Annotated in this window: 20 protein-coding genes; 5 read left to right on the top strand and 15 right to left on the bottom strand. The window is 65.1% G+C overall.

From position 1 onward, the window contains the following. The first annotated feature begins 6 nt into the window (after window positions 1-6). Together uvrA and VFB33_13265 are read left to right on the top strand one after the other, a co-directional pair. Entirely contained in the window at window positions 7-2,838 is a 2,832-nt protein-coding gene (gene uvrA / locus VFB33_13270) for an excinuclease ABC subunit UvrA (protein ID HZO82658.1), read from the top strand. A gap of 36 nt (window positions 2,839-2,874) precedes the next feature. Beyond that, window positions 2,875-3,204: a hypothetical protein gene (locus VFB33_13265; GenBank protein ID HZO82657.1), complete on the top strand. Its 330-nt coding sequence runs from the start codon at window positions 2,875-2,877 to the stop codon at window positions 3,202-3,204. Between the two features lie 41 nt (window positions 3,205-3,245). Here the strand turns inward: VFB33_13265 and VFB33_13260 are convergent, their stop codons facing one another. Then, window positions 3,246-4,490, bottom strand: a complete 1,245-nt coding sequence (locus VFB33_13260) for a CoA transferase (GenBank protein ID HZO82656.1) — start codon at window positions 4,488-4,490, stop codon at window positions 3,246-3,248. Window positions 4,491-4,706: 216 nt separating this feature from the next. Here VFB33_13260 and VFB33_13255 point away from each other — a divergent pair, with 216 nt between their 5' ends. From VFB33_13255 to VFB33_13245, 3 genes are all read left to right on the top strand, one after another. Beyond that, window positions 4,707-5,516 carry a DUF169 domain-containing protein gene (locus tag VFB33_13255; protein ID HZO82655.1) on the top strand — a complete coding sequence of 270 codons (810 nt, stop codon included), beginning with the start codon at window positions 4,707-4,709 and terminating at the stop codon, window positions 5,514-5,516. Window positions 5,517-5,624: 108 nt separating this feature from the next. Further along, window positions 5,625-6,914 carry a DUF1329 domain-containing protein gene (locus VFB33_13250; GenBank protein ID HZO82654.1) on the top strand — a complete coding sequence of 430 codons (1,290 nt, stop codon included), beginning with the start codon at window positions 5,625-5,627 and terminating at the stop codon, window positions 6,912-6,914. A gap of 10 nt (window positions 6,915-6,924) precedes the next feature. Further along, window positions 6,925-8,244 (top strand): DUF1329 domain-containing protein, encoded by a 1,320-nt coding sequence (locus tag VFB33_13245; protein HZO82653.1) that lies wholly within the window; start codon window positions 6,925-6,927, stop codon window positions 8,242-8,244. A 16-nt stretch (window positions 8,245-8,260) separates the two neighbouring features. Here the strand turns inward: VFB33_13245 and VFB33_13240 are convergent, their stop codons facing one another. The 14 genes from VFB33_13240 to VFB33_13175 all read right to left on the bottom strand — a co-directional run bounded on the left by VFB33_13240 (window position 8,261) and on the right by VFB33_13175 (window position 20,996). After that, window positions 8,261-9,307, bottom strand: coding sequence for a sigma 54-interacting transcriptional regulator (locus VFB33_13240; protein HZO82652.1), 1,047 nt, complete (start codon window positions 9,305-9,307; stop codon window positions 8,261-8,263). A gap of 295 nt (window positions 9,308-9,602) precedes the next feature. Further along, a complete protein-coding gene (locus VFB33_13235) occupies window positions 9,603-10,049 on the bottom strand; it encodes a peroxiredoxin (protein ID HZO82651.1) in 447 nt (148 codons plus the stop codon). A gap of 39 nt (window positions 10,050-10,088) precedes the next feature. Continuing rightward, the gene (locus tag VFB33_13230) at window positions 10,089-10,574 is read right to left on the bottom strand and encodes a tetratricopeptide repeat protein (protein ID HZO82650.1); all 486 of its coding nucleotides are present in this window, start codon (window positions 10,572-10,574) and stop codon (window positions 10,089-10,091) included. 60 nt (window positions 10,575-10,634) lie between these two features. Further along, on the bottom strand, window positions 10,635-11,567 hold the full coding sequence (locus VFB33_13225) for a type II secretion system F family protein (protein ID HZO82649.1): 933 nt from the start codon (window positions 11,565-11,567) through the stop codon (window positions 10,635-10,637). A gap of 39 nt (window positions 11,568-11,606) precedes the next feature. Beyond that, the gene (locus tag VFB33_13220) at window positions 11,607-12,551 is read right to left on the bottom strand and encodes a type II secretion system F family protein (GenBank protein HZO82648.1); all 945 of its coding nucleotides are present in this window, start codon (window positions 12,549-12,551) and stop codon (window positions 11,607-11,609) included. Further along, entirely contained in the window at window positions 12,548-13,909 is a 1,362-nt protein-coding gene (locus VFB33_13215) for a CpaF family protein (protein HZO82647.1), read from the bottom strand. Before VFB33_13215 ends, VFB33_13220 begins: the two co-directional genes overlap by 4 nt. Before the next feature lie 10 nt (window positions 13,910-13,919). After that, the gene (locus tag VFB33_13210) at window positions 13,920-15,125 is read right to left on the bottom strand and encodes an AAA family ATPase (protein ID HZO82646.1); all 1,206 of its coding nucleotides are present in this window, start codon (window positions 15,123-15,125) and stop codon (window positions 13,920-13,922) included. Window positions 15,126-15,160: 35 nt separating this feature from the next. Then, on the bottom strand, window positions 15,161-15,340 hold the full coding sequence (locus VFB33_13205; GenBank protein HZO82645.1) for a hypothetical protein: 180 nt from the start codon (window positions 15,338-15,340) through the stop codon (window positions 15,161-15,163). 41 nt (window positions 15,341-15,381) lie between these two features. Then, window positions 15,382-15,561 carry a hypothetical protein gene (locus tag VFB33_13200; GenBank protein ID HZO82644.1) on the bottom strand — a complete coding sequence of 60 codons (180 nt, stop codon included), beginning with the start codon at window positions 15,559-15,561 and terminating at the stop codon, window positions 15,382-15,384. Window positions 15,562-15,617: 56 nt separating this feature from the next. Beyond that, on the bottom strand, window positions 15,618-16,538 hold the full coding sequence (locus VFB33_13195; protein HZO82643.1) for a pilus assembly protein TadG-related protein: 921 nt from the start codon (window positions 16,536-16,538) through the stop codon (window positions 15,618-15,620). 250 nt (window positions 16,539-16,788) lie between these two features. Further along, window positions 16,789-18,342: a sialidase family protein gene (locus tag VFB33_13190; GenBank protein ID HZO82642.1), complete on the bottom strand. Its 1,554-nt coding sequence runs from the start codon at window positions 18,340-18,342 to the stop codon at window positions 16,789-16,791. Between the two features lie 516 nt (window positions 18,343-18,858). After that, entirely contained in the window at window positions 18,859-19,008 is a 150-nt protein-coding gene (locus VFB33_13185) for a hypothetical protein (GenBank protein ID HZO82641.1), read from the bottom strand. A gap of 328 nt (window positions 19,009-19,336) precedes the next feature. After that, on the bottom strand, window positions 19,337-20,155 hold the full coding sequence (locus tag VFB33_13180; GenBank protein HZO82640.1) for an enoyl-CoA hydratase-related protein: 819 nt from the start codon (window positions 20,153-20,155) through the stop codon (window positions 19,337-19,339). A 16-nt stretch (window positions 20,156-20,171) separates the two neighbouring features. Continuing rightward, complete coding sequence (locus VFB33_13175; GenBank protein HZO82639.1) at window positions 20,172-20,996, bottom strand: alpha/beta fold hydrolase; 825 nt, start codon at window positions 20,994-20,996, stop codon at window positions 20,172-20,174. Window positions 20,997-21,012 lie beyond the last annotated feature (16 nt).

The raw sequence follows: 21,012 nt of genomic DNA, 5'->3' as shown, positions 1-21,012 counted from the left end.
GCATCGATGGCGGACCGGATAATCATCAAGGGTGCGCGCGAGCACAACCTCAAGAACATCGACCTCGAGATCCCGCGCGACCGCCTGGTCGTAATTACCGGGCTCTCGGGCTCGGGCAAGTCCTCGCTCGCCTTCGACACCATCTACGCCGAAGGCCAACGCCGCTACGTCGAATCGCTGTCGGCCTACGCCCGGCAATTCCTCGAACAGATGGAGAAGCCCGACGTGGACTCGATCGAGGGGCTGTCGCCGGCGATCTCGATCGAGCAGAAGACGACCTCGCGCAACCCGCGCTCGACCGTCGCCACCATCACCGAGATCTACGACTACCTGCGGCTGTTGTTTGCGCGCGTCGGCCACGCGTTTTGCCACAACTGCGGGCGCGAGATCACCCAGCAGAGCGTGCAGCAGATCGTTGACCGGATCATGGCATGGCCCGAAGGTACGCGCATCCACGTGCTGGCGCCGATCGTGCGCGACCGCAAGGGCGAGTACCGCAAGGAGTTGAGCGACCTGCGGCGCGCGGGTTTCGTGCGGGTCAAGGTGGACGGCGCAATGCGCGAGCTGAGCGAGGAGATCGCGCTCAACAAGAACCTCCGCCACAGCATCGACGTCGTGGTCGACCGCCTCGCGATCCGCCGCGGGATCGAGAAGCGGCTCGGCGATTCGCTCGAGGTCGCCTTCCGCCACGGCCACGACCTGCTCAAGATCGAGCGGCTCGACGGCAAGGACGCCGGCGAAGTGTACTTCAGCCAGCGCTTCGCCTGCGTCGAATGCGGCATCTCCTACCCGGAGATCACGCCGCGGATGTTCTCGTTCAACAGCCCGCACGGGGCGTGCGCGGCGTGCTCGGGGATCGGCTCGATCATGTACTTTGATCCCGAGCTGGTGGTGCAGAACGAGGACCTGAGCATCGCCGACGGCGCAATCGCGCCGTGGGCGTCGATGAACCACATGCAGCCGGTGCTTGAGGCGCTGGCCGCGCATTACAAGTTCAGCCTCGACCAGCCGTGGAAGGCGATCCCGCTCAAGGTCCGGCGCGCGCTCCTCAACGGCTCGGGCGACGAGGAGATCGAGTTCACCTACCAGCGCGGCGATCATCGCCACGGCTACGCGCGCCCGTTCGAGGGCGTGCTCGCATGGCTCGACCGCCGCTACAAGGAGACCGACTCTGAGAGCATCCGCGAGATGCTCGAAGCGTACATGAACATGCGCCCGTGCCCCGAATGCGGCGGCGCGCGGCTCAAGAAGGAAAGCCTCTACGTCCGCTTCAACGGCAAGTCAATCGCGGAAGTGGTCGCGATGTCGGTCAAGCAGGCGATCGCGTTTCTCGCCGCGCCCCGGCTGAGCCGCCAGGAGGAGGAGATCGCGCGGCTCATCCTCAAGGAGATTCGCGAGCGGCTGGGCTTTCTGGCCGACGTCGGGCTGGACTACCTGACGCTGGACCGCGTCTCGGCGAGCCTCTCGGGCGGCGAGGGCCAGCGCATCCGGCTGGCGACGCAGATCGGCTCCAGCCTGGTCGGCGTGCTCTACATCCTCGACGAGCCGTCGATCGGGTTGCATCAGCGCGACAACCAGCGCCTGCTGGCGACGCTCAAGCGGCTGCGCGACCTCGGCAACACCGTGCTGGTGGTCGAGCACGACCGCGAGACGATGCTAGAGGCGGATCACGTCATCGACATGGGCCCCGGCGCAGGCATCCACGGCGGCCACGTCGTCGCCGAGGGTACGCCGGAAGAGGTGATGCGTAATCCGGCCTCGCTCACCGGGCGTTATCTCAAGGGCGAGCTGGATATTCCGATCCCGCCCCGGCGACGTCCGCTGAGCGGGCGCTGGCTCACCCTGCGCGGCGCGCGCGAGAACAACCTGCGCGATCTGACCGTGGCGTTCCCGCTCGGCGTTTTTATCTGCATCACCGGCGTGTCGGGTTCGGGCAAGTCGTCGCTGGTGCTCGACACGCTCTACCGCGCACTGGCGCAGAAGCTCAACCGCTCGCGAGAGCGGGCCGGCGCCTACAAGAGCCTCGACGGTATCGAGCATCTCGACAAGGTCATCCACGTTGACCAGAGCCCGATCGGGCGCACGCCGCGCTCCAACCCGGCGACTTACACGGGCCTGTTCACCCATATCCGCGAACTGTTCGCGCAGTTGCCGGAAGCGCGGATGCGCGGTTACGGGCCCGGGCGCTTCTCGTTCAACGTCAAGGGCGGGCGCTGCGAGGCTTGCCAGGGCGACGGCATCATCCGCATCGAGATGCATTTCCTGCCCGACGTTTACGTCACCTGCGAGGTCTGCGGCGGCAAGCGCTACAACCGCGACACACTCGAGATTCAGTACAAAGGCAAAAGCATCGCCGAGGTCCTCGACATGACTGTGCTCGACGCGGTCGAATTCATGGGCTCGGTGCCGCCGATCCGCCAAAAGCTCGAGACTCTGCGCGACGTGGGGCTGGACTACATCCATCTCGGCCAGTCGGCGACCACGCTCTCGGGCGGCGAGGCGCAACGCATCAAGCTTGCCAAAGAACTCTCACGCCGCGCCACCGGGCGCACGCTCTACATCCTTGACGAGCCCACCACCGGCCTCCATTTCGACGACATCAAGCGCCTGCTCGAGGTGCTGGGCCGGCTCGCCGACGCCGGCAACACTATCATCGTGATCGAACACAACCTCGACGTGATCAAGACTGCCGACTATGTCATCGATCTCGGTCCCGAAGGCGGGGATCGCGGCGGCGAGATCGTGGCCAAGGGGTCGCCGGAAGAAATTGCGGCCGCGCCCAACTCCCACACCGGAAGATTCCTTCGCCAGGTGCTGGGCCAGCGCGCCGCCGCCTGAGGTCGACCGGCTTCGACCTCGGCGGCGGGCTCAACGATGAGGGTCGCCCGGGCAGTGATACTTGCGTTCGCGCTGTGCGCGACGATTGGATGCGCGCGCGGGCCTGATGCGCGGCGGCTCGAAGCGCAACTGCGGCGCGACCTTCCGGTGGGGACACCGTCGGCTCGCATCGATGCCTATCTGGCCGCGCATGGCTGGATGCACGATTATCTGCCGCAGGAGCGCTCGTGGCTGGCGGGAGTGCGCAACGTCGGCTCGCGCTTCAGCCTGACCCGCGAGGACCTCGCGATCAAAATCGACCTCGACGGCAACAAGCGGCTGAAATCAATCCACGTGACTCCGCTATTCACCTACCACGGACGATAGCGGCCAGAGATTTAAAGCATCGCTTGGCGATGGCGCCGGGGCTAAATCACGCCGTCGCGCCTGAGCTGTTCGAGTTCGGCAGGACTCAGCGCGAGCAGTTCGCCGTAGATCCTGGCGTTGTCGTGGCCGAGCCTGACCGAGCCGCGCCAGATCTTGCCCGGCGTTCGGGAAAAGCGCGGCGCAAAGCCGATTCCCTTCACCGGTCCGACTTGTTCGTCTTCCCACTCGACGTGCAGCCCGCGCGCGCGGTAATGCGGGTTCTCCGCCATCTCGCGGCTCGACATGATGACGCCACACGGCACCTTGGCCTCGGCGCTCAGCCGCTGCACGACTTCGTCGGCGCTGCGCTCGGCGATCCAGCGGCGCAGGTAGCGATCGAACTCGACACCCTCGGGCGAGTCGAGCTCGACGTGCGCCTTCTTCCAGCGTCGGTCGGCAGGGTCGAGGCCGATCGCCTTGAGCAGCCGCTCGTAGGCGCCGCCCGCCGCCGCCAGCATCACCCAGCCGTCGCGCGCCCTGAAGGTATCGAGCGGCTGCACCTCGACGCCCTTGTTGCCGCTGCGCTCGCGCACAATCCCGCGCTGGAAATAATCGATCATCGTGCCGCCGAGCGTAAGATGGAGTGCCTCGAACAGCGCCAGGTCGATCGCCTGTCCCTCGCCGGTCGCACGCGCGTGGAGGAGCGCAGCCAGCGACGACCACAGCACCATGTAGGCCGAGGTGTAGTCGCCGAGATAGGGCTGCGCGCGCGTCGGCGGCATCGGGTCGGCGAACCCGGTCTGGTACATCGTGCCGCCGAAAGCTTGGGCGATCGAATCGTACGACGCGCGCCCGATCCAATCCGGGTCGCCGTAATGGCCGTAGCCGGAGACATGGGTGATCACCAGGCGGCGATTGAGCTTCCAGAAGGCTTCGTCATCGAGGCCCCATCGTTGCCACGTCCCGGGCTTCGAACTTTCCATCAGGAGGTCGGCGTCGCGCGCGAGCCCAAGCAGCATGTCGCGGCCGCGCGTGCTGGAGATGTCGAGCGAGACCGAGAACATGTTGCGCCGCTCCTGGATCCAGTTGGTGCCCACCGGCGCGCCGCCGTCGCGCGCGGGCAGCTTGTTGCCGAAGCTGCGCCAGGTTGCGTCGCCGGTGCCGGGCGCCTCGATGTGGATCACTTCGGCCCCCATCTCGGCGGCGAGCTGGGCTGCGAACGGCTCGGCGATAAAATTGCCGGCGGAGATCACCCGCACGTCGCTGAGCGGTCCGAAGTCTTCCGGAACAAGCCTCTTACGCGCCATCGCGCCACCTCTCAGTGCTCCTCGCCCATCGATTTTGATGCCCAATCTACGCCGCATCGCGCGCCGCGCGCCAGCGATTACGGCGCCGATCAAATGATCAAGCTCTGCGGTGGCGGTTTGAAACGGCTGTGGTATATAGCGACCGTGACGCAGGCCCGCGCGCGCCTGCCGCGGCGGCCGGCGGACTCGTCGCGCAATTCGGAGGAAGGCACGGAAATGGAACAAACGCGTCCCGGCAGACCGGCGCTGGCCGAGCCGGATAACTACGACTGGAATCAGATCGTCGATGAGCTCAATCGCCTGCTCAGGCTGCGCACCACGCCGATCGGGATGAAGCTCTTCACCTCGGTCGAAGAGATGGAAAAGATCCCCAAGCTGCGCCGGCCCAAGTCGATTCACACCACCGACCAGATCGTCGCACAGGCGGCGCGCCTGGGATGGACCGTGGGCATCACCGCCAAGGACCTAGTCGGCGCGCAGTGCGCGGTCGTCATCGGCCTACAGCCTGCTGACGAAGATTGGCTGTCGGGCGCGCGGATGAAGGGCGTGTGGTATTCGACGCTGGAGGACTCCGCCGCCCATCAGCGCGCGATGGACGTCGTGCCGCACGGCAGTTACGCCGCGATGGCGGTCTCGCCGCTCACCTCGGGACGGCTCAACCCGCCCGACATTTGTCTCATCTACGGCACCCCCGGCCAGATGATCATCTTCATCAACGGCCTCCAGTGGGCGGGGTACCGCAAGTTTCAGTGGGGGTGCGTCGGCGAGTCGGCCTGCGCCGATTCGTGGGGGCGCGCGCTCAAGACTGGAGAGCCGAGCCTGTCGATCCCTTGCTTTGCCGAGCGCCGTTACGGCGGCGTGCTCGACGACGAGTTGCTGATGGCGATTCCGCCGCGCTATTTGCCCAAGACAATCGAGGGACTGAAGAGACTAGCCGCCAACGGCCTGCGCTATCCGATTCCGCAATATGGGATCCAGCAGGACGCACGCGCCGGCCTCGCGGTCAGCTACGGTTCCAAAGAATAAGCGCGTTGGCCGGCATCACTGAGGCACCCCGCCAGCCAGCCACTGCCGGGCGCCGCTCGGCGCCGCCGCGCCAGCCGGACCATACCCGTGGCGAGGAGGACAGATGAGATGAGAACGCTGCGCTTGATTGCGATGCTCGCGACCGTCGCCGCCGGGGCCGCGCCCGCCGTATGGGCGGGGCAGGACCCCACGGCCCCGATTCCGCCGGGTACGACGATCACGATGCAGAACTGGCAGCAGTATCAGCAGTACATGCCGGATGGGATGGTCGCCCTGTTCCAGGGCAGGTATTTCTGGAAGATGCCCGAGGACGTCTCGATTGAGGTTGGGCCGACGCTCATCCATCCTCTGCCAAAGGGCTACCGCCAGGCGACCGAACAGCACAGCGCACAGACCACACTCGTCAAGCGGCCCGACGGCCAGACCGCGATCGCCGGCTACCAGGGCGGCCGGCCGTTTCCCAATCCGTCCGGGGCCGACAAGGGATGGAAAATTCTGGCCAATATGTGGTTTCGCTACATGCCGCACTTGATAGTTGATACGTACGGCTTGGGATGTCTGCAAAACAGCTACGGCAGCGTCAGTTGCAGCGCGGACACGATCGTCTTGCGCCAGCTCAGCTACAACACCGACCCCGGAGTTTCGGCGACCATCGCGGGTGCGAGCGACAAGTATTTTACCGAGTGGGTAATGACGGTGGCGCCGGAGAACAAGAAGTACAACGCGAGCCTCACCATTTCCTACTCCGACATCACCAAGCAGCAGGACACCTACGTCTTCATCCCCAGCCTGCGCCGTTATCAGCCGGTGTCGGCGGCGGCGCGATGCAGCCAGTCGGAAGGCTACGACGTCACTTCGGATGATTACCGCTTCGGGTTCAACGGCGTGATCGGCCAGTTCCAGGCGACCTTCCTCGGCAAGCGCAAGATCCTGGCGCTAACCGACTACGAGATGCCGAAGACCACGTTCCCCGAAGGCTTCGACATGCCGCTCGGATGGCCCGAGCCGGCCTGGGGCAAATGGCAGGTGCGCGATGTCGACGTAATCGACGTCCGCAAGATTCCCTCGATGTCGTCCGGGTACTGCTACGGCAAGCGCATCATCTACGTCGATGAACAGTCGAGCACGCCGCTGTGGGAAGAACTGTACGATTCCCACATGCAACTATGGAAAATCGTGGGCATCTTCGCGCGCGTGATGGAGGTGCCTCAGATTGGACCAGTCAATGCCAGCGGATCCGAATACGAGGCCTTCTGGGACATCAAGAACAACCACGCGACCTACTTTATCGATCCCTCGGAGGGCAATCCTTTCTACTTCAACGACGCGGCGCCCAAACAGTACCAGGATGTCCCCAAGTACACGACGCCCGGCGGCCTGGGCCAGATCATGCGCTAGGAACAAGCGAATGGATATACAACTTCGTCTGACCACAGCCCTGGCGCTCGCAGCCTTGCTGTACGCCGTGAGGGTCGGCGCGGCAGCAGGTGACCCAGCGGTTGCGCCCGCACTTCCCGCTATCGCCCCCGGCACCACGATCACGATGCAGAACTGGCGTGACTATCAACAGTACATGCCGGACGGGATGATTTCGCTGTTCGAAGGCAAGTACTTCTGGAAGATGCCGCGGGACGTACTAATCAACGTTGGCCCGACGGTCATCCATCCGCTGCCAAAGGGCTATCTCGATGCGACCGAGAAATATGCCTCGCAGGTCCAGCTCGGAATGCTTCCAGACGGCGGCTTCATGGTTGCTAACTACCGGGGCGGCGAACCCTTTCCCAATCCAGCGACGCCGCATCGCGGATGGAAAATCCTCGCGGATTTCTGGTATCGCTACATTCCCCACCTGGTAGTCAATTCACAGGACAATCTGGGCTTTTTCTGCACCGAGGATTCCTATCGCTCGATCAGCTGCATCAAGAGCCTGTGGGTTTATCGCCAGCTTTCCTTCAATACGGATCCCGGCATCCCGGCGACGATTGCCGGCGGCGAAGGCAAGTTCTTCACGATGTGGGCGATGGTTTACGAGCCGGAGCAGGAAAAGTACAGCGCAACGCTGACCATCGGCTTTACCGATCCGGCACGGCCGCAGGAGATCTACGCCTTTCGCCCCGCGCTCCGGCGCTACGAGCCGGTGGCCTCGGCGGCGCGATGCGCCAGCAACGGCTCCGACGCCACCCCGGACGACGGACGCTTCGGGTTCAACGGCAACATCACCCTCTTCCAGGCCAAACTGCTCGGCGAGCGCAAGGTGCTGACGCTGGAGGACTTCGGCACCGCCGGCGGCGATTTCCCCGGCAATTACTATATGCCGCTCGGATGGCCGAAGCCGTCGTGGGGAAAATGGGAAGTGCGGGATGCGTGGGTGATAGATGTGCGCCGACTGCCCGCGCACAGGCGGGGCTACTGCTACGGCAAACGCATCATGTACATCGACAAGCAGTTCTACGGGCTGCTGTGGGAGGATTTATATGACGTCCGGATGCGGCCGTGGAAGTTTGTTTTCGATCAGCCGATCGTGATCGACGTTCCCGGCGCCGGACCGCAGAACTCCAGCGGCGCACATATCTCGCACATCTGGGACGTCCAGAACAAACACGCAACCTTCTCCGGCCCCGCCGACGGCCACGGCTATGACGTCCTCATCAATAGCGAGGTGCCGCAGCAATGGCGCAGCATCTCTAAATACACCACGCCCGGAGGGCTGGGCTCGATCATGCGCTAACCATAGGCGGGAGCGCCTACGACGGCGGCAGCGCGCCGCCGCGGCCGCGGCCGAAGCCCCCGAGCCGATAGCGTGCGAGCATCCGGTACAGCGTCGAGCGCGAGACGCCGAGCAAGCTGGCTGCGCGCTGGCGATTGCCCTCGGTTTGGCGCAGCGAGCGCAACAATGTGCGCTTGATTACCTCGTCGAGCGCGAGCGGATACGGTCCTTCGGCCTCGCCGGCGCACTGATGATGATCCGGCGAGTGCGCAGCCTCCCCTACGGATGCAACGGGTGGCGCGGGGCGGGCGGGCAATCGTCTCGCGGCGGCGTCCGGCGGCGCGAGCAGATAATCGGGCAGCGACGCGACGTCGAGCCCCTCACCTTCGCACTGCAATACGCTTCGTTGGATCGCCTGGGCCAGCTCGCGAACGTTTCCCGGCCAGTCGTAGGCTTCGAGCCGCCGCAGGGCGTCGCGCGAAATCAGATTTACGCGGCGTCCGAAGGCGCTGTTGGCCCGCGCTATGAAGTGGCCGCTCAGTGCGCCGATCGCTTCGCGCTGTTCGCGCAGCGGCGGAACTGAAATAGCGGCGGCGTTGAGCCGATAGTAGAGGTCGTCGCGAAATCGCCCCGCCCGCGCCATCGCGCGCAAGTCGAGGCTCGTCCCCGCGATCAAGCGCAACTCGACGTGCTCCGGATGCATGCCGCCGACCGGCCAGACCTCGTGCGTCTCGACCACGCGCAGCAGTTTCGCTTGCAACGAGGGCGGCAGTTCGCCGACCTCGTCGAGGAACAGCACCCCGTCGTTGGCCCTGCGCAGGCATCCCGCCGCATCCTCGACCGCGCCCGGCAAGGCCCCCTTGAGATGACCGAAGAGCTGGGCAGCGGCAAGCGATTCCTCGGCGTTGAAGCAGTTAAAGATCACGAAAGGGCCGCGCGGTTCCGGTCGGAGCGTATGGAGCATGCGCGCGATCAGCTCCTTGCCGGTGCCCGACTCGCCTTCGATCAGGACCGGCGAGTTGTCCGCAGCGAGCAGCGCGACCGTGTACATCACGCGTCGCATCGGCCCCGACGCGACCAGCATCCCGCCGATCTGCTCGGAGCCGAGCGTGAGCCGTTCGATTGCGAGCCACCGGTCTGGCTCATCAGCGGGCGCTAGCCCCTTCGGCGCGGTCCCGCCGGCCGGCCGCGCGTCGTAGGCATCGGAAGAGTTGTCCCGAATCCGCTGATTTCCTCCATGTGCGGCATCTGGCGCGCGAACGGGAGGAATAAGCCGGCGCGAGTTCATACCAAGCCGCCGATGCAAAGTGCGGACCAGCGCGGCTGCACAGCACAGGTCCACGGCAAGCGCGGCGCCCACGCGGCCCGCCCGCGCAGCGCTAGATGCCGAGCACGTCAGCCAGTACACGCGCGGCGTGGTCGCGCGGATCGACCTGGCCGTAGATTCGCTCGACGCGCCCGTCGGCGCCGATCAGAAAGCTCATCCGCTCGGGATAGCGCGCCTTGAGATCGTCACAGGCGCCATAGGCGGCGGCGGCCTCGCGCCTCGAGTCGCTCAGGAGCTTGAAGCCGAAGCCGTATTTGGCCGCAAAGGCGGCGTTCTCGGCCGGGGTGTTGAAGCTCGCGCCGAGGATTACGATGCCGTTGTCGTCGAAGTACTGCTGATGGTCGCGGAACCCGCGCCCTTCAAGCGCTCAGCCCGGGGTGTCGGCCTCGGGAAAAAACCATAACAGCACTCTGCGCCCGCGCAGGCCGCCGAGCGTGAGCGTCGTGCTGTCGTGAGCCGGCAGGCTGAATTCAGGAGCCGGATCGCCAATCTTGAGCATCGTGTGCCTCCCTGGGGTGGCGCTGGCGATGGTAGCGCGTCAGTTGAGCGTCGCTTTGAGTCGGGAAAGGAAGGCTTCGCAGAGGGGCTCGCCGGGCTGGATTTCGAGCGCTTGTTCGAATTCCCGGATGGCTTGCATCACCATCCCCTTCGCCGCGTACAGCCGGCCCAGGTTCATATATGGGAAATGGCGCGGCTCGTAGCGAGCCGCCCGCTTGGCCCGCTCCAGCCACGGGATCGCCTCGTCGAACTCGCCCTTGGCGATGAGGTAGGCGCCGATGTCGTTGTAGGGGTTGCCGAAGTCGGGATCCACTTCGATCGCCTTGCGGCATTCGCCGATCGCCTCATCGACGCGGCCCAAAAAATTGTAAGCCCATCCGCGAAAAGTGTAGGCCTCGGCCGTTGGCCAGGCGTCGATTGAACGCGTATACAGCGCGATCGCGCGTTCAAAGTCGCCCCGCATGTGATGGCGCACGCCCTCGTTCCACAACTCGAGGGCGCGCTGTTTTTCGACCGCGTTGCCCATAGATCCTTGGATATTGCCATGAGCCGGCGGCGTCAAGGGCAGGTACGACGAGCCGCGCGGCTACGAGCTCAGCGTGCGCATCGTCTGCACTATCGCGGGGCCGACGATGATCAGCAGCATCGCGGGCAAAATCATCAGGACGAGCGGGAAAAGAATCTTGATCGTCGTGCGCTGGGCCGCCTCCTCGGCGCGCATCCGGCGCCGGATACGGATCGCATCGGAGATCGAGCGCAAGGCGGGACCGATCGCCGCGCCCAGCTGCTCGCTCTGGATGAGCGTGGCGGCGAGCGGCTTGATATCGCTCACGGCGGTGCGCTCGGCCAGCGCGCGCAGCGCCTGCCCAAGCGAGGCGCCCGCGTTGACCTCGCCCGAAACCATCGAGAGTTCATGCCCGATGGCGAGGTTCTGCGCCTGGGTTTCGCGCCCAACAACCTTGATCGCCTCGAGCAGGCCGAGCCCCGCTTCGACGCACACCACCAGCAAGTCGAGCGCATCGGAGAGTTGGCGCGCGATCTCGGCCTGGCGTTTGGCAGCGCGCTTGGAGAGATAGTACGTCGGCAGCCACGCGCCGGCCGCAGCGCCCAGGATCGCATAGAGCACAAGGTCAACGCCGCTCCTGTCCAGTATGAGCGCGGTCAGTGCGCCGGCGAGCACGCCTCCCGCCGTCGTCGAGGTTTTTACGACCTGGAAGGCGGCGGGCGCAGATGCGCCGGTGAATCCGGCGCGTAACAGTAGCTGCGCCGTCTTCGCGGCGGCCGGCGAGGCGGGCGTTTTCGGAATCCTGCCCACCGCCCACTGGAGCAGCATCCGGGTCACCCGCCGATCCGCGGGCGACAGGCCGGCCATGACGGCGGCGCTGGTGCGCGCACGCAGGGCGACCTCAGCCATCCGCGCCTGCGTCATCCGCCGCTCGGCCGAGGCCGCCATGTAGATCGCGGCCGCCGCACCGCTCAACAACACGAAAATGACCAGGCTGGCCGCCAACGGAGTCACGGTTCAAACCTCGCCATACAGCGCATCCCTCGTCGCTGCTCAGTAGTTGACGTTGAGGATGCGGCGGATGATCAGGAAAGCGCCGATATCCAGTCCCAGGGCGAGTTTGAGAATCTGCCGGCCGGTCGGATCGAACAGCAGCATTTCCGTATGGCCGGGCTGGATGATGCTGAACATTGCGAGCACCACCACCGGCAGCAGCCCGACCACCATCCCGCTCAACCGCGACTGCGCGGTGAGCGCCTCGATTTGCGAGTGCAGATGCTGGCGCGTACGCACGATCTCCGCCAGACGCGCGACGATCTGCGCGAGCGAGCTGCCGACCTCGCTCTGCACCTTAACCGCGACCACGAACAGCCGCAGATCGTCGAGCGGCACGCGCTGGAGCATGTCGGCCAACGCCTGATTGAGTGCCAGCCCGAGGCGCGTTTGTTCGACCACGGTGCGAAACTCGCCGCCGAGAGGATCGGTGAACTCCTCCCCGACCACTTGCAGGCCGCGCTGCAGAGTGTGCCCGGCCTCCAGCGAGGATTTGATCAGATCCAACGCGTACGGGTACTGGCCGAGGAAGGCGTTGAGCCGACGTTTGCGGCGGATCCGAATGTAGAACAGCGGGAACAGCGCCAACGCAAAGCCGGTGCCGAAGGCGATCAGCGCATCCTCCGCCACCAGCATCGCAGCCGCGGTCCCCAGCGCGAACAGTGCCGCAATCAGCAGCACCAACGTCGAGGCGCTCTCGTATATCCCGGCCTGCCACATCGTCTGCTCCAGCCGCCGCAGGGCGGGCAGGCGTGGCAGCGCTGGGCCGCGGGTGCGCGTGCGGCGCACCGAGCGCAGCAGCGACTCGTCCGCGGCCGGTACGCCGCGGGTAATCTGCTCCAAGCGCTGCGCAGCCTCGGCGCTCTCGAGGCTGCGCCGGACCAGGTGCACGCCGACCGCGGTCAGTAGGAAGAAGACAGAAAGCGCCGCCAGCAGCGGGATCAATCGCTCCCCGTCGGCCGCAGCTCGAGCTTGTAGCCGGCCAGCTCGATGCGCTGCGCGTAAGTCGAACGGATGCCAGTGCTGCGGTATTCGCCTAGCACCTTGCCCGAGGCGTCGATGCCCGAGCGCACAAACTCGAACAGATCCTGCATCATGATCGCGTCGCCCTCCATCCCCGTGACCTCGGAGATCTTCATCACTTTGCGCGAGCCGTCGGACAGGCGCGCGATGTGGACGATCACATTGACGGCCGAGGCGATCTGCTGACGCATCGCGCGCTGCGGAATCGCAAAACCCGACAGCAGCATCATCATCTCCAGCCGGCCCAGGCACTCGCGCGAGCTGTTGGCGTGGATGGTACTCAGCGAGCCGTCGTGGCCGGTAGACATCGCCTGCAACATGTCGAAGACCTCGCCGCCGCGCACCTCGCCGACTATGATCCGGTCCGGGCGCATCCGCAGCGAATTGCGCACCAGGTCGCGCGCCGTCACCTCGCCCTTGCCCTCGAGGTTGGGCGGCCGGCTCTCCAGCCGCACGACGTGCGGCTGCTGGAGCGAGATCTCGGCCGAGTCCTCGATCGTGACGATACGCTCGTCCTCGGGCACGAAGCTCGAAAGGCAATTGAGCAGCGTGGTCTTTCCCGAGCCGGTGCCACCGCTGACCAGTAGGTTGAGCCGCGCGCGGATCATCGCCTTGAGCAGCTCGACCATCTGCGCCGAGATGCTCTCGCGGGCGAGCAGGTCGCCGATCGAGAAGCGTTTGCGGCCGAACCGCCGGATCGAGAGTGCCGGGCCGTCGAGCGCCAGCGGCGGAATGATCGCGTTGACGCGCGAGCCGTCGGGCAACCGCGCATCCACCATCGGTGACGCCTCGTCGATCCGTCGTCCCACCTGGGCCACGATGCGGTCGATGATCAGCATCAGGTGCTGATCGTCGTGGAAGCTGATCTCGGTGTGGCGCAGCTTGCCGCGCTTTTCGACGTAAACCTGCGAATGGCCGTTGACCAGGATGTCGGTCACCTCATCGTCGCGCAGCAGCGGCTCCAGCGGTCCCAGGCCGAGCAGCTCGTCCTTGATTTCGTCGATCAGGCGCGCGCGGTCGGCCTCGGTGAGCAGCCTGCCCTCCTCGTCGAGAGTTTCCTGGATGGCGGCGACGACCTTGGCCGTGATCAGCGCCGGCTCGAGCGCCTCCAGACGCGAGATGTCGAGCGTTTCGAACAGCCGGTTGTGGACCTTGATCTTGAGCTCGCGCGAAGCGTCGGGGCCCTCCTCCCTGCGATGGCGCGCAACGCTTATGAGCGACCCCGGATGCTCCGGCATCGCCTCCTTGTTGATCTTTGAAATTCGCTCGCTCAGTTTCATAAACATGCCCTCAGGCGCGGGCTCCAAGCGCGCTCAGCAGCCGGGCAATGACACCCGCGGGATGAGCGGTGTGGGGCTCATCCTTCGGTTGCTCCGCGCCGCTCAGGCGCTGCGCCAGTTTCTCGTAAGCGCGTACCAACGCCGAGCGCGGCGCAATTTGCCAGGGCGTCCTGCCCAGCACCGCGGCCTGCTCCAACAGCCGGTCGTCGCGCGGGATGCGCGCATAGATCGGACGGCGCACCACCGCCGCCAATCGCGCTTCGGTGAGCGGACTGCGCGGGTCGTAGCAGTTGAGCACCAGGCGCGGTTCGCGCCGGATACGCAGGCGGCCGAGCAAATCCATAAAGCGCAGCGCGCCGCGCGCCGCGCCCTCCGATTGCCGCAGCACGTAAAGCACCTCGCGCGAACGTTCCAGGGCAACGGCGGTATTGCCGTCGACGTGGCGGCCGCAATCAACCACCACGTAGTCGAAAAGCCGTTCCATCAGCTCGAGCACGGCCTCAACCGTGGTGTCCGAGACCTGCTCGCTCTCCTCTATCCGGCCGGGCGCGGCCAGCAGGTACAGCCCCGTCGGATGGCGTGTGAGCGCCGCCTCCAGGGCGCCCGGATCCAGTTTGTCGACGGCGACGGCGGCCAGCGGCAGGATCGTTCGTTCGGGCTTAACCCCGAGCGCCACGCTCAAACCGCCCTGCTGCAGGTCGAGATCGACGATCCCGATCCGCCCGCCCGTGGTGCGCAGAAGCGCCAGGCCCAAGTTGGCGCTCAGCGTGGTCAGGCCGACCCCACCGGTCACACTCGCCAACGAAACAATCGCGCCCCGTCCCTTGCTTTGAGCGGCGCGCCGCTCGTCAACCTTCAGCAGCGCGCGCATCCAGGCCTGCGGCTGGGGCGGCTCAAAGAGCAAAACCTCGTCGGCGCCCGCGTTGAGCGTCCGGCGAATCAGCGGCTCGGACGGCTCGCTCAGCAGAGCGAACACGGCCGGACGCGGACGGCGCCGGGCGTGCGCCTCCAAGCGGGCAAGCGCCGCCTCCTTGTTTTCGCCCACGATGACCATCGCGACGTCGGCCTCAACGTCGCCCTCCACACCCTCCTCCACTACCGCCAGCAGCGGCTCCTCGAGCGCGAGCAGGGTGGCGCGGACCTTGCTGCGCTGCGACGCGTCGTCACCCGCCACCAGGACGGTCAACGCCTGCCGACCTTCGCCGTCGCGCGCCATGCTTTCACGTCGGCGCTCCTGCGCTGCCGCACCACTTAGGCCGCGAGCAACGCGCTGTTGATCTTGCTCACCATCGAGCCGATGTCCTGACCCATCACCTGATAAGTGATGTAGGCAACGATCGCGACGGCGGCCAGAATCAGCGCATACTCGGTCATCGTCTGCCCCAGCGAGCCGCGAACTATCCACCTGCGCAACGCACCGCTGCTCTTCATTGTCGCCCTCCTGTCTCCGTCGGCGCCCGACCGGCACACACTCAGGCAGCCAGCAGCGCGCTATTGATCTTGCTCACCATCGAGCCGATGTCCTGGCCCATCACCTTGTAGGTGACGTAGGCGACGATCGCGACGGCGGCGAGAATGAGCGCATACTCGGTCATGGTCTGACCGTCGCGCCTTCGAGTAATCCACCCGATCATCCTGATACTCACTTGCATTGCCTTTTCTCCTCTCATTCCAATTGATCCGGCTCTGGCCGGCTATGCTCCGTAGATCACTCAACCAGCACTGCCTTGTAGGCACCGAAGTTCATCGCATTTGAGTCTGGTATGCTGTGTGGGGCCACCTCGCTGATGAAGTAAGTCTGGATGTCGTTCTTGCTGTTGACGCCAACCAGCCACAGCGCCGCAAACCCCTTAACCGGCACCTCGTCACGCCCATTGATGCTGCTGAAGTCCACCATCGGAACGATCAGCACGCGTGGGTCGTTGCGCGTGTGGTTGGAGAAGGTGCCGCCAGGGTCCATGCTGCGCCCGCGGTCGATCAGGTATTGGAAGGCTTCCCCTACGGGCCCCGCCTTGATTCCTGGTTCAGTCGCGAGCCAGTCGTTGACCGCAACCGATCCCTGATATCCGTATTCAACATTCGTGAGAAAATTGGCCGCGCCGCTGCCGCCGAGTCCGAGCGGGCTCCAGTTGCCCGGCCCGACTCGTCCTTCGAGCAGAGTAACCACCTGGCCTGCGGTGTAGCGGGTTCGATAATCAATGCCGATGGGCGTGACGCCTCGCGCGGCACCGACCGTTTTTAGGCGCGCGGTCGCGCGCGCGGTCACGCGCCCCCCGAACAGTCCGAGCAGGACGCCGAAGCGGTACGGAACGCTACGCGTTAACCTCACGGTCAATGACTGGTTATCGGATGCGATGCTAATTGAGACGATCTCGTCCCTGGCCACGCCGTTGCGCTGCGCGTAGGCAGTAGCATTCGAGACCGCCAGGGCCGGGTATCCCGGCAAGTAGCTCGCGCCGGCGAGCGCGGCGGAGTCGGCGGCGCTCTGGAGCAGGTGCCAGTTGTAATAGAGCACTGCGATATCAGTACCCAGCGCCAGGGCGCCGAGCAGAGCAGGCAGCGCCAATGCCAGTACCACGATGATCTGACTGCCGCGCGGGCGCGGCGAGTATGCGTGGGCAGCTTCCATTCCGGTGCGCGTGATGGCGCGCTCACCGGATGTTCAGCACTTCCGATGCCACGGACGGCTGCAGATGAAATCCTTTCAGTTCTGCGGACAACAGCTGAGGCGTGCTGAACACTGTTCCGGACCTGAGACGCTCGGCCGGCGACGAGTGTTCGCCCGGCGGTTGCTACCGTATGCAAATTGGGACACCGCCAGGAGCTTGCAGCCGCTACGTCTGGCGGTGGCGACGGTGCGCCAGTCCCCGCGTCCGCGCTCAGTATCTATTGACCCTTACGCTCGGATTGCCGGAGGCGTTGGTTGCGAAGCCACCGAGAAAGCCCGGGTAGCTATTGTTGAAGTCGGAGGCGAGTCCGTCGTGATCGCCCATATCGTCGGCCGCAACCAGGAGGTCCTGTCCGATGAGCACCGGGAAGCTTTTCGAAGTGATGCGGGTGTTAGTCCAGGGGCCGTTGAACTGTGATGCCGCGCAGTAGCGATCGATGAGGAAGTTCTTCGGGTCATTCCTGCGGTCGTAAAAGCATACCGCGACCCGGCCGTCGGCGGCGGTCGCCAGCGCAGGTTCGAACTGGTCGGTTAACGACGCCCCGTTAGCTTCGGGATTGTTGTTCACCCGTTTGGGTGTTGACCATGTGGCGCCGCCATCGGCCGACCGGATGATCATGATGTCGGTATAATGGTAGAACCCCGAGGGGCTTAACGAGTCAGCCACTGCCTTGTTGCCATCGTTCCATGCGAGGTAGATTTTCGTCTGATTATAAGGCCCTTTACCAATTGCAAGACTAGGATACTCATTACTGCGGAAGAGCCCCTGCCAGTTGGTACAGTCACCCGCGCAATTGACCGTAGTCGCCGACAGCGGGGCTGAAAAAGTGGCGCCGTGATCGAGCGAGCGGGCAAAATGGATGGCACGGCCGAGATCGGTGGAATTGAGGACCGCAGACGTCTCGCCGCGCGGGTTGCTGTTGACGCCGAAGGCCTCCCATGCCACGTAAACCTCGCCTTTCCGCCCCACCGCGACCTGGGCGCCGTTGACGAAGGCAAAGCTGTGCTCGGCGTCGGCGCATACCTCGCCCACCACGACCGGCGGTGCGCTCCATGTCACCCCGCCGTCGGACGAGCTGACCAGTTCAATCGCGTAGCGCGGAATCGGCGTATCATCGAGGATTCCGCATAGGGAGCCGGTAAAGTCCAGGTCCGTGTAAACCACGTAGAGGCGGTTGCGCGCGTTTGGATCGACCGCGATCCAGGGCCGATCGGTGAGATGGGTGGTTAGGGGCGCGCCTGCGATCACACCCGGCGCCGCAAAACTGCGGCCGCCGTCAACTGAACGCGACAGACTTACTCCTGAGATTGCGTTGGTGCCATCGAGCCAGGTCGAAACCAGGAAGAAATTATCGCGGCTCGTGCACGCCACCGCCGGCTCGCCCGCCATGAATGTGTTGGGATCGTTCGGCGTCGCCGGAGATCCCATGTAAGTGAAAGAAGTTCCGTGGTCGCCTGACACCGCGTAGCCGTCGGCGCTGATGCCGCGTCCGGATGACATCGTCGCCACCTCGGCGCCGGTGTCATTGAATGCGATCACCGCGCTGCGCCCGCACCATGCGGTGGAAGTTCCGCTCTGGGTGAAACCGGAGTATTTGGAGTGGGCCAGGTTGGCCGGAAACTTCGCCGGTTGCTCCGCCGTCGTCAGCGACTTGCCACGCAGTGCGTGCCATCGCTGGGCAATGTTGACCAGGTTGCGACCCGCCGACGAGAGCATTCCGGGATCGAAGCCAGGATGACTGACGGTGCGCGTAAGTTGCGCCATTGCAGCGTCGATTCCCTGACGGCTGTCCGCGGTTTGGCCGTAACCATTGCGCGCAGCCGCAGACAAGATCAGCCCGAGCGGCACGGCGAATATCCATATGAGACGCCAGAGCGCGGCGCTCTGATTCAATCTTGCAATTGGCATAGCCGTGTGGCATCGCGGGTCGGGAACGCCGCCACGGTGCCGAATCACGAGATTCGGCAATAGCGATGCCATCCCATTCAGCGGTCGGGAAGAAAGACTAAGCTGATGCGGACGGAAGATATGTCAGCGTAGCGAGGTCTCGAGTGCGGCGCGGTGTCTCGCGCTCGTACCTGGATTATCAAGTGCGGGACGCGCGCTTCCGCCTTCGCGGAGGGTCGAGTTCTATACAGCCGCCAGAAATCGACGAGGTGGTGAACGCCGACCGGGCCTGTCGGCGGCCGGTATTCCACGATGGATGAGTATTCGGGTCAGACGACGCGTCGCCGGCGCGACAGCACGTCCGGAGTGCGTGTCTTGCAGGCGCTGCGTGCGCTACTGCCAGCTATCAGAGTATTCGTATTCCTGAAGCTCGCGATCGACCGAGCGACGCGGAGTATCAATCATGTATGGCGACGGGCGCAACCATCGCAGCGCGGCCATCAGCCGCGAGCCGCGCGCGCGCAGACCCGCAGCCCGGTTCATATCTATATCCGGCTCGGAGACCGAGGCATTGACTATGCGTTGTGCGTCCACGAACCACCTCCCCGAAGTCGCCATCTCTGGGCTTGAGCGCGGACTCATTGCGCACCTTAAACAGCAAGCTCCATGCCCGATGTCGCACTGAACTTTATTGAGGCAGCATTTATCAGCCTCTCCTCACGTTGAGCGAGGTGCGCGGGAGCCCCACATAAGGCGTGATCAGATGCAACAGCGGCAGAGTGGAGCGCAACTATGCCGGGCCGAGACTGGCCGTCGCATTAGAGCGCTACCGTGGTCAGCGTGACGCGGCGGACGGCTGCGGCAGGATGGTCTATTTGCGTGCGAATGGTCGATCGCGCTCGCTCAGGGCGGCCTTCAGGCCGCGCTCGCGGCTGGCCTTCATCCAGTTCTTCACCGCGTCGGTCTGATGGGCGATGCAGTCGAGGTCGGCGGCCGATTGCTCGGCGGCGCGGATCCCCACCACCTCGTAGTAGCGGTTGACCGCCGCCTTGTGCAGCGCGAGCAGCTCGACCGGCACCATCGCAACCCGCCGCGCGTAGGCCAGCGTCTCCTCCTCCAGGCGCTCGCGCGCAAAGACCCGGTTGATCAGATGCCATTGCAGCGCTTCGCGCGCCGACATCAGATCGCCGGTAAAGAAATACTCCTTGGTCTTGCGCGGACCCATCAGCACCGGCCACATCGAAAGGGTCGGCAGGATGCCGAGCGAGCGGCCGGCCGGATGGCCGAACTGGGCGTCCTCGCTGGCGAAGACGATGTCGCAATGGCCGATGAGTTCGGTGCCGCCGGCCAGGCAATAGCCGTGGACCTGCGCGATGGTCGGTTTGCCCAACGTCCACAGCCTCTGCCATCGCTCGATCGTGCGATGCAACGAGATGCGATCGCTGGAGACCGTGAAGGTCGAGCCCGGATGCTGGGTGGCAGCGAGATCGTAGCCGGCGCAGAAGGCGCGGCCGGCGCCGCGGATGATCAGCACGCTCGCCGCGGCCTCGGCCTCGAAAGCGTCCATCGCGGCCTCGAACTCGCGCAGCAGCTTCTGCGACAGCGCGTTGAGCTTCTCGGGACGATTGAGCGTAAGCCGAAAGATCCGCTCCTCGACCTTTTCGTAGATCAGCGTCTCGTATTCGGCCATCGCGCGGCCCTCCGGTCTAATGTGCCGCCGAGAGAAACTTGACCGCCGCCTCGGCGCTCTGCTCCGGCTGCTCCCAGAAGAAGACATGACCGGCGCCGGCAATCTTGTGCAGGCGCGCGCCCGGGATCCGCTCGGCAATGATCTCCGAATTGCGATCCGGCACCAGAAGATCGGCGGTGCCGGTAACCACCAGCGTGGGCGCCTTGATCTGACCCAGGCGCTCGTAAGTGTCGAAGCCGCCGATCGCCTGCCATTGCAACGCGAACGTATGCAGCGGCGTCATCGGGTAGTTCATGATTTCGGCAAGCCGCGCCCTGAGCACCTCCTGGCCGCGCGCCGAGGCCAGAAAGGATTTGGCGCAGCAGGCGGCGAGCAGCTTTTCGATCTGCTGCTCGAGCGGCTGCTCGGGCTTGACCTGGAGCGCGGCCAGCGTTTCCGGATCCCCCGCCACCCCGTGGGCGAAGCCGCACAACGTGCATCCGAGAACCAGACCGCGCAGGCGCTGCGGATGGCGCAGTGCGAACTCCTGCGCGATCATCCCACCCATCGAGATCCCCATCAGGTGCGTGCGCTCGACCGCCGCGTGGTCGAGCACCGCGCCGACGTCGTCGGCCATGTCGGCAATGGTGAACGGGCGCTCGGGCTTGTCGCTCTCGCCGGTGCCGCGGTTGTCGATCACCAGCAGCTTGAAGCGCGCCTCGAGCAGCCTGAGAAATGGCTCGCCCCATCCGCGGCCCGAGCCGCTGTAACCGAAGACCAGCGCGAGCGGCTCGCCCTGGCCGCGAACCTCGTAGCGCAGCTTGACCCCGTCCTTGCTCTGAGCGAATGCGCGTGTAGCCACCGGATTCTCCGTCGAA

It is taken from the genome of Candidatus Binataceae bacterium (assembly GCA_035650475.1).
Taxonomy (GTDB): Bacteria; Desulfobacterota; Binatia; order Binatales; family Binataceae; genus JAKAVN01.
This window is presented reverse-complemented; position numbering and strand designations above follow the sequence as displayed.

Coding starts and splice junctions, on each gene's coding strand:
- VFB33_13265 (HZO82657.1), top strand. CDS start 2,875: ATGAGGGTCGCCCGGGCAGTGATACTTGCGTTCGCGCTGTGCGCGACG.
- VFB33_13190 (HZO82642.1), bottom strand. CDS start 18,342: ATGGCGCAACTTACGCGCACCGTCAGTCATCCTGGCTTCGATCCCGGA.
- VFB33_13230 (HZO82650.1), bottom strand. CDS start 10,574: ATGGGCAACGCGGTCGAAAAACAGCGCGCCCTCGAGTTGTGGAACGAG.
- VFB33_13200 (HZO82644.1), bottom strand. CDS start 15,561: ATGCAAGTGAGTATCAGGATGATCGGGTGGATTACTCGAAGGCGCGAC.
- VFB33_13240 (HZO82652.1), bottom strand. CDS start 9,307: ATGCTGGTCGCGTCGGGGCCGATGCGACGCGTGATGTACACGGTCGCG.
- VFB33_13245 (HZO82653.1), top strand. CDS start 6,925: ATGGATATACAACTTCGTCTGACCACAGCCCTGGCGCTCGCAGCCTTG.
- VFB33_13260 (HZO82656.1), bottom strand. CDS start 4,490: ATGGCGCGTAAGAGGCTTGTTCCGGAAGACTTCGGACCGCTCAGCGAC.
- VFB33_13180 (HZO82640.1), bottom strand. CDS start 20,155: ATGGCCGAATACGAGACGCTGATCTACGAAAAGGTCGAGGAGCGGATC.
- uvrA (HZO82658.1), top strand. CDS start 7: ATGGCGGACCGGATAATCATCAAGGGTGCGCGCGAGCACAACCTCAAG.
- VFB33_13195 (HZO82643.1), bottom strand. CDS start 16,538: ATGGAAGCTGCCCACGCATACTCGCCGCGCCCGCGCGGCAGTCAGATC.
- VFB33_13205 (HZO82645.1), bottom strand. CDS start 15,340: ATGAAGAGCAGCGGTGCGTTGCGCAGGTGGATAGTTCGCGGCTCGCTG.
- VFB33_13255 (HZO82655.1), top strand. CDS start 4,707: ATGGAACAAACGCGTCCCGGCAGACCGGCGCTGGCCGAGCCGGATAAC.
- VFB33_13185 (HZO82641.1), bottom strand. CDS start 19,008: ATGAACCGGGCTGCGGGTCTGCGCGCGCGCGGCTCGCGGCTGATGGCC.
- VFB33_13250 (HZO82654.1), top strand. CDS start 5,625: ATGAGAACGCTGCGCTTGATTGCGATGCTCGCGACCGTCGCCGCCGGG.
- VFB33_13210 (HZO82646.1), bottom strand. CDS start 15,125: ATGGCGCGCGACGGCGAAGGTCGGCAGGCGTTGACCGTCCTGGTGGCG.
- VFB33_13215 (HZO82647.1), bottom strand. CDS start 13,909: ATGAAACTGAGCGAGCGAATTTCAAAGATCAACAAGGAGGCGATGCCG.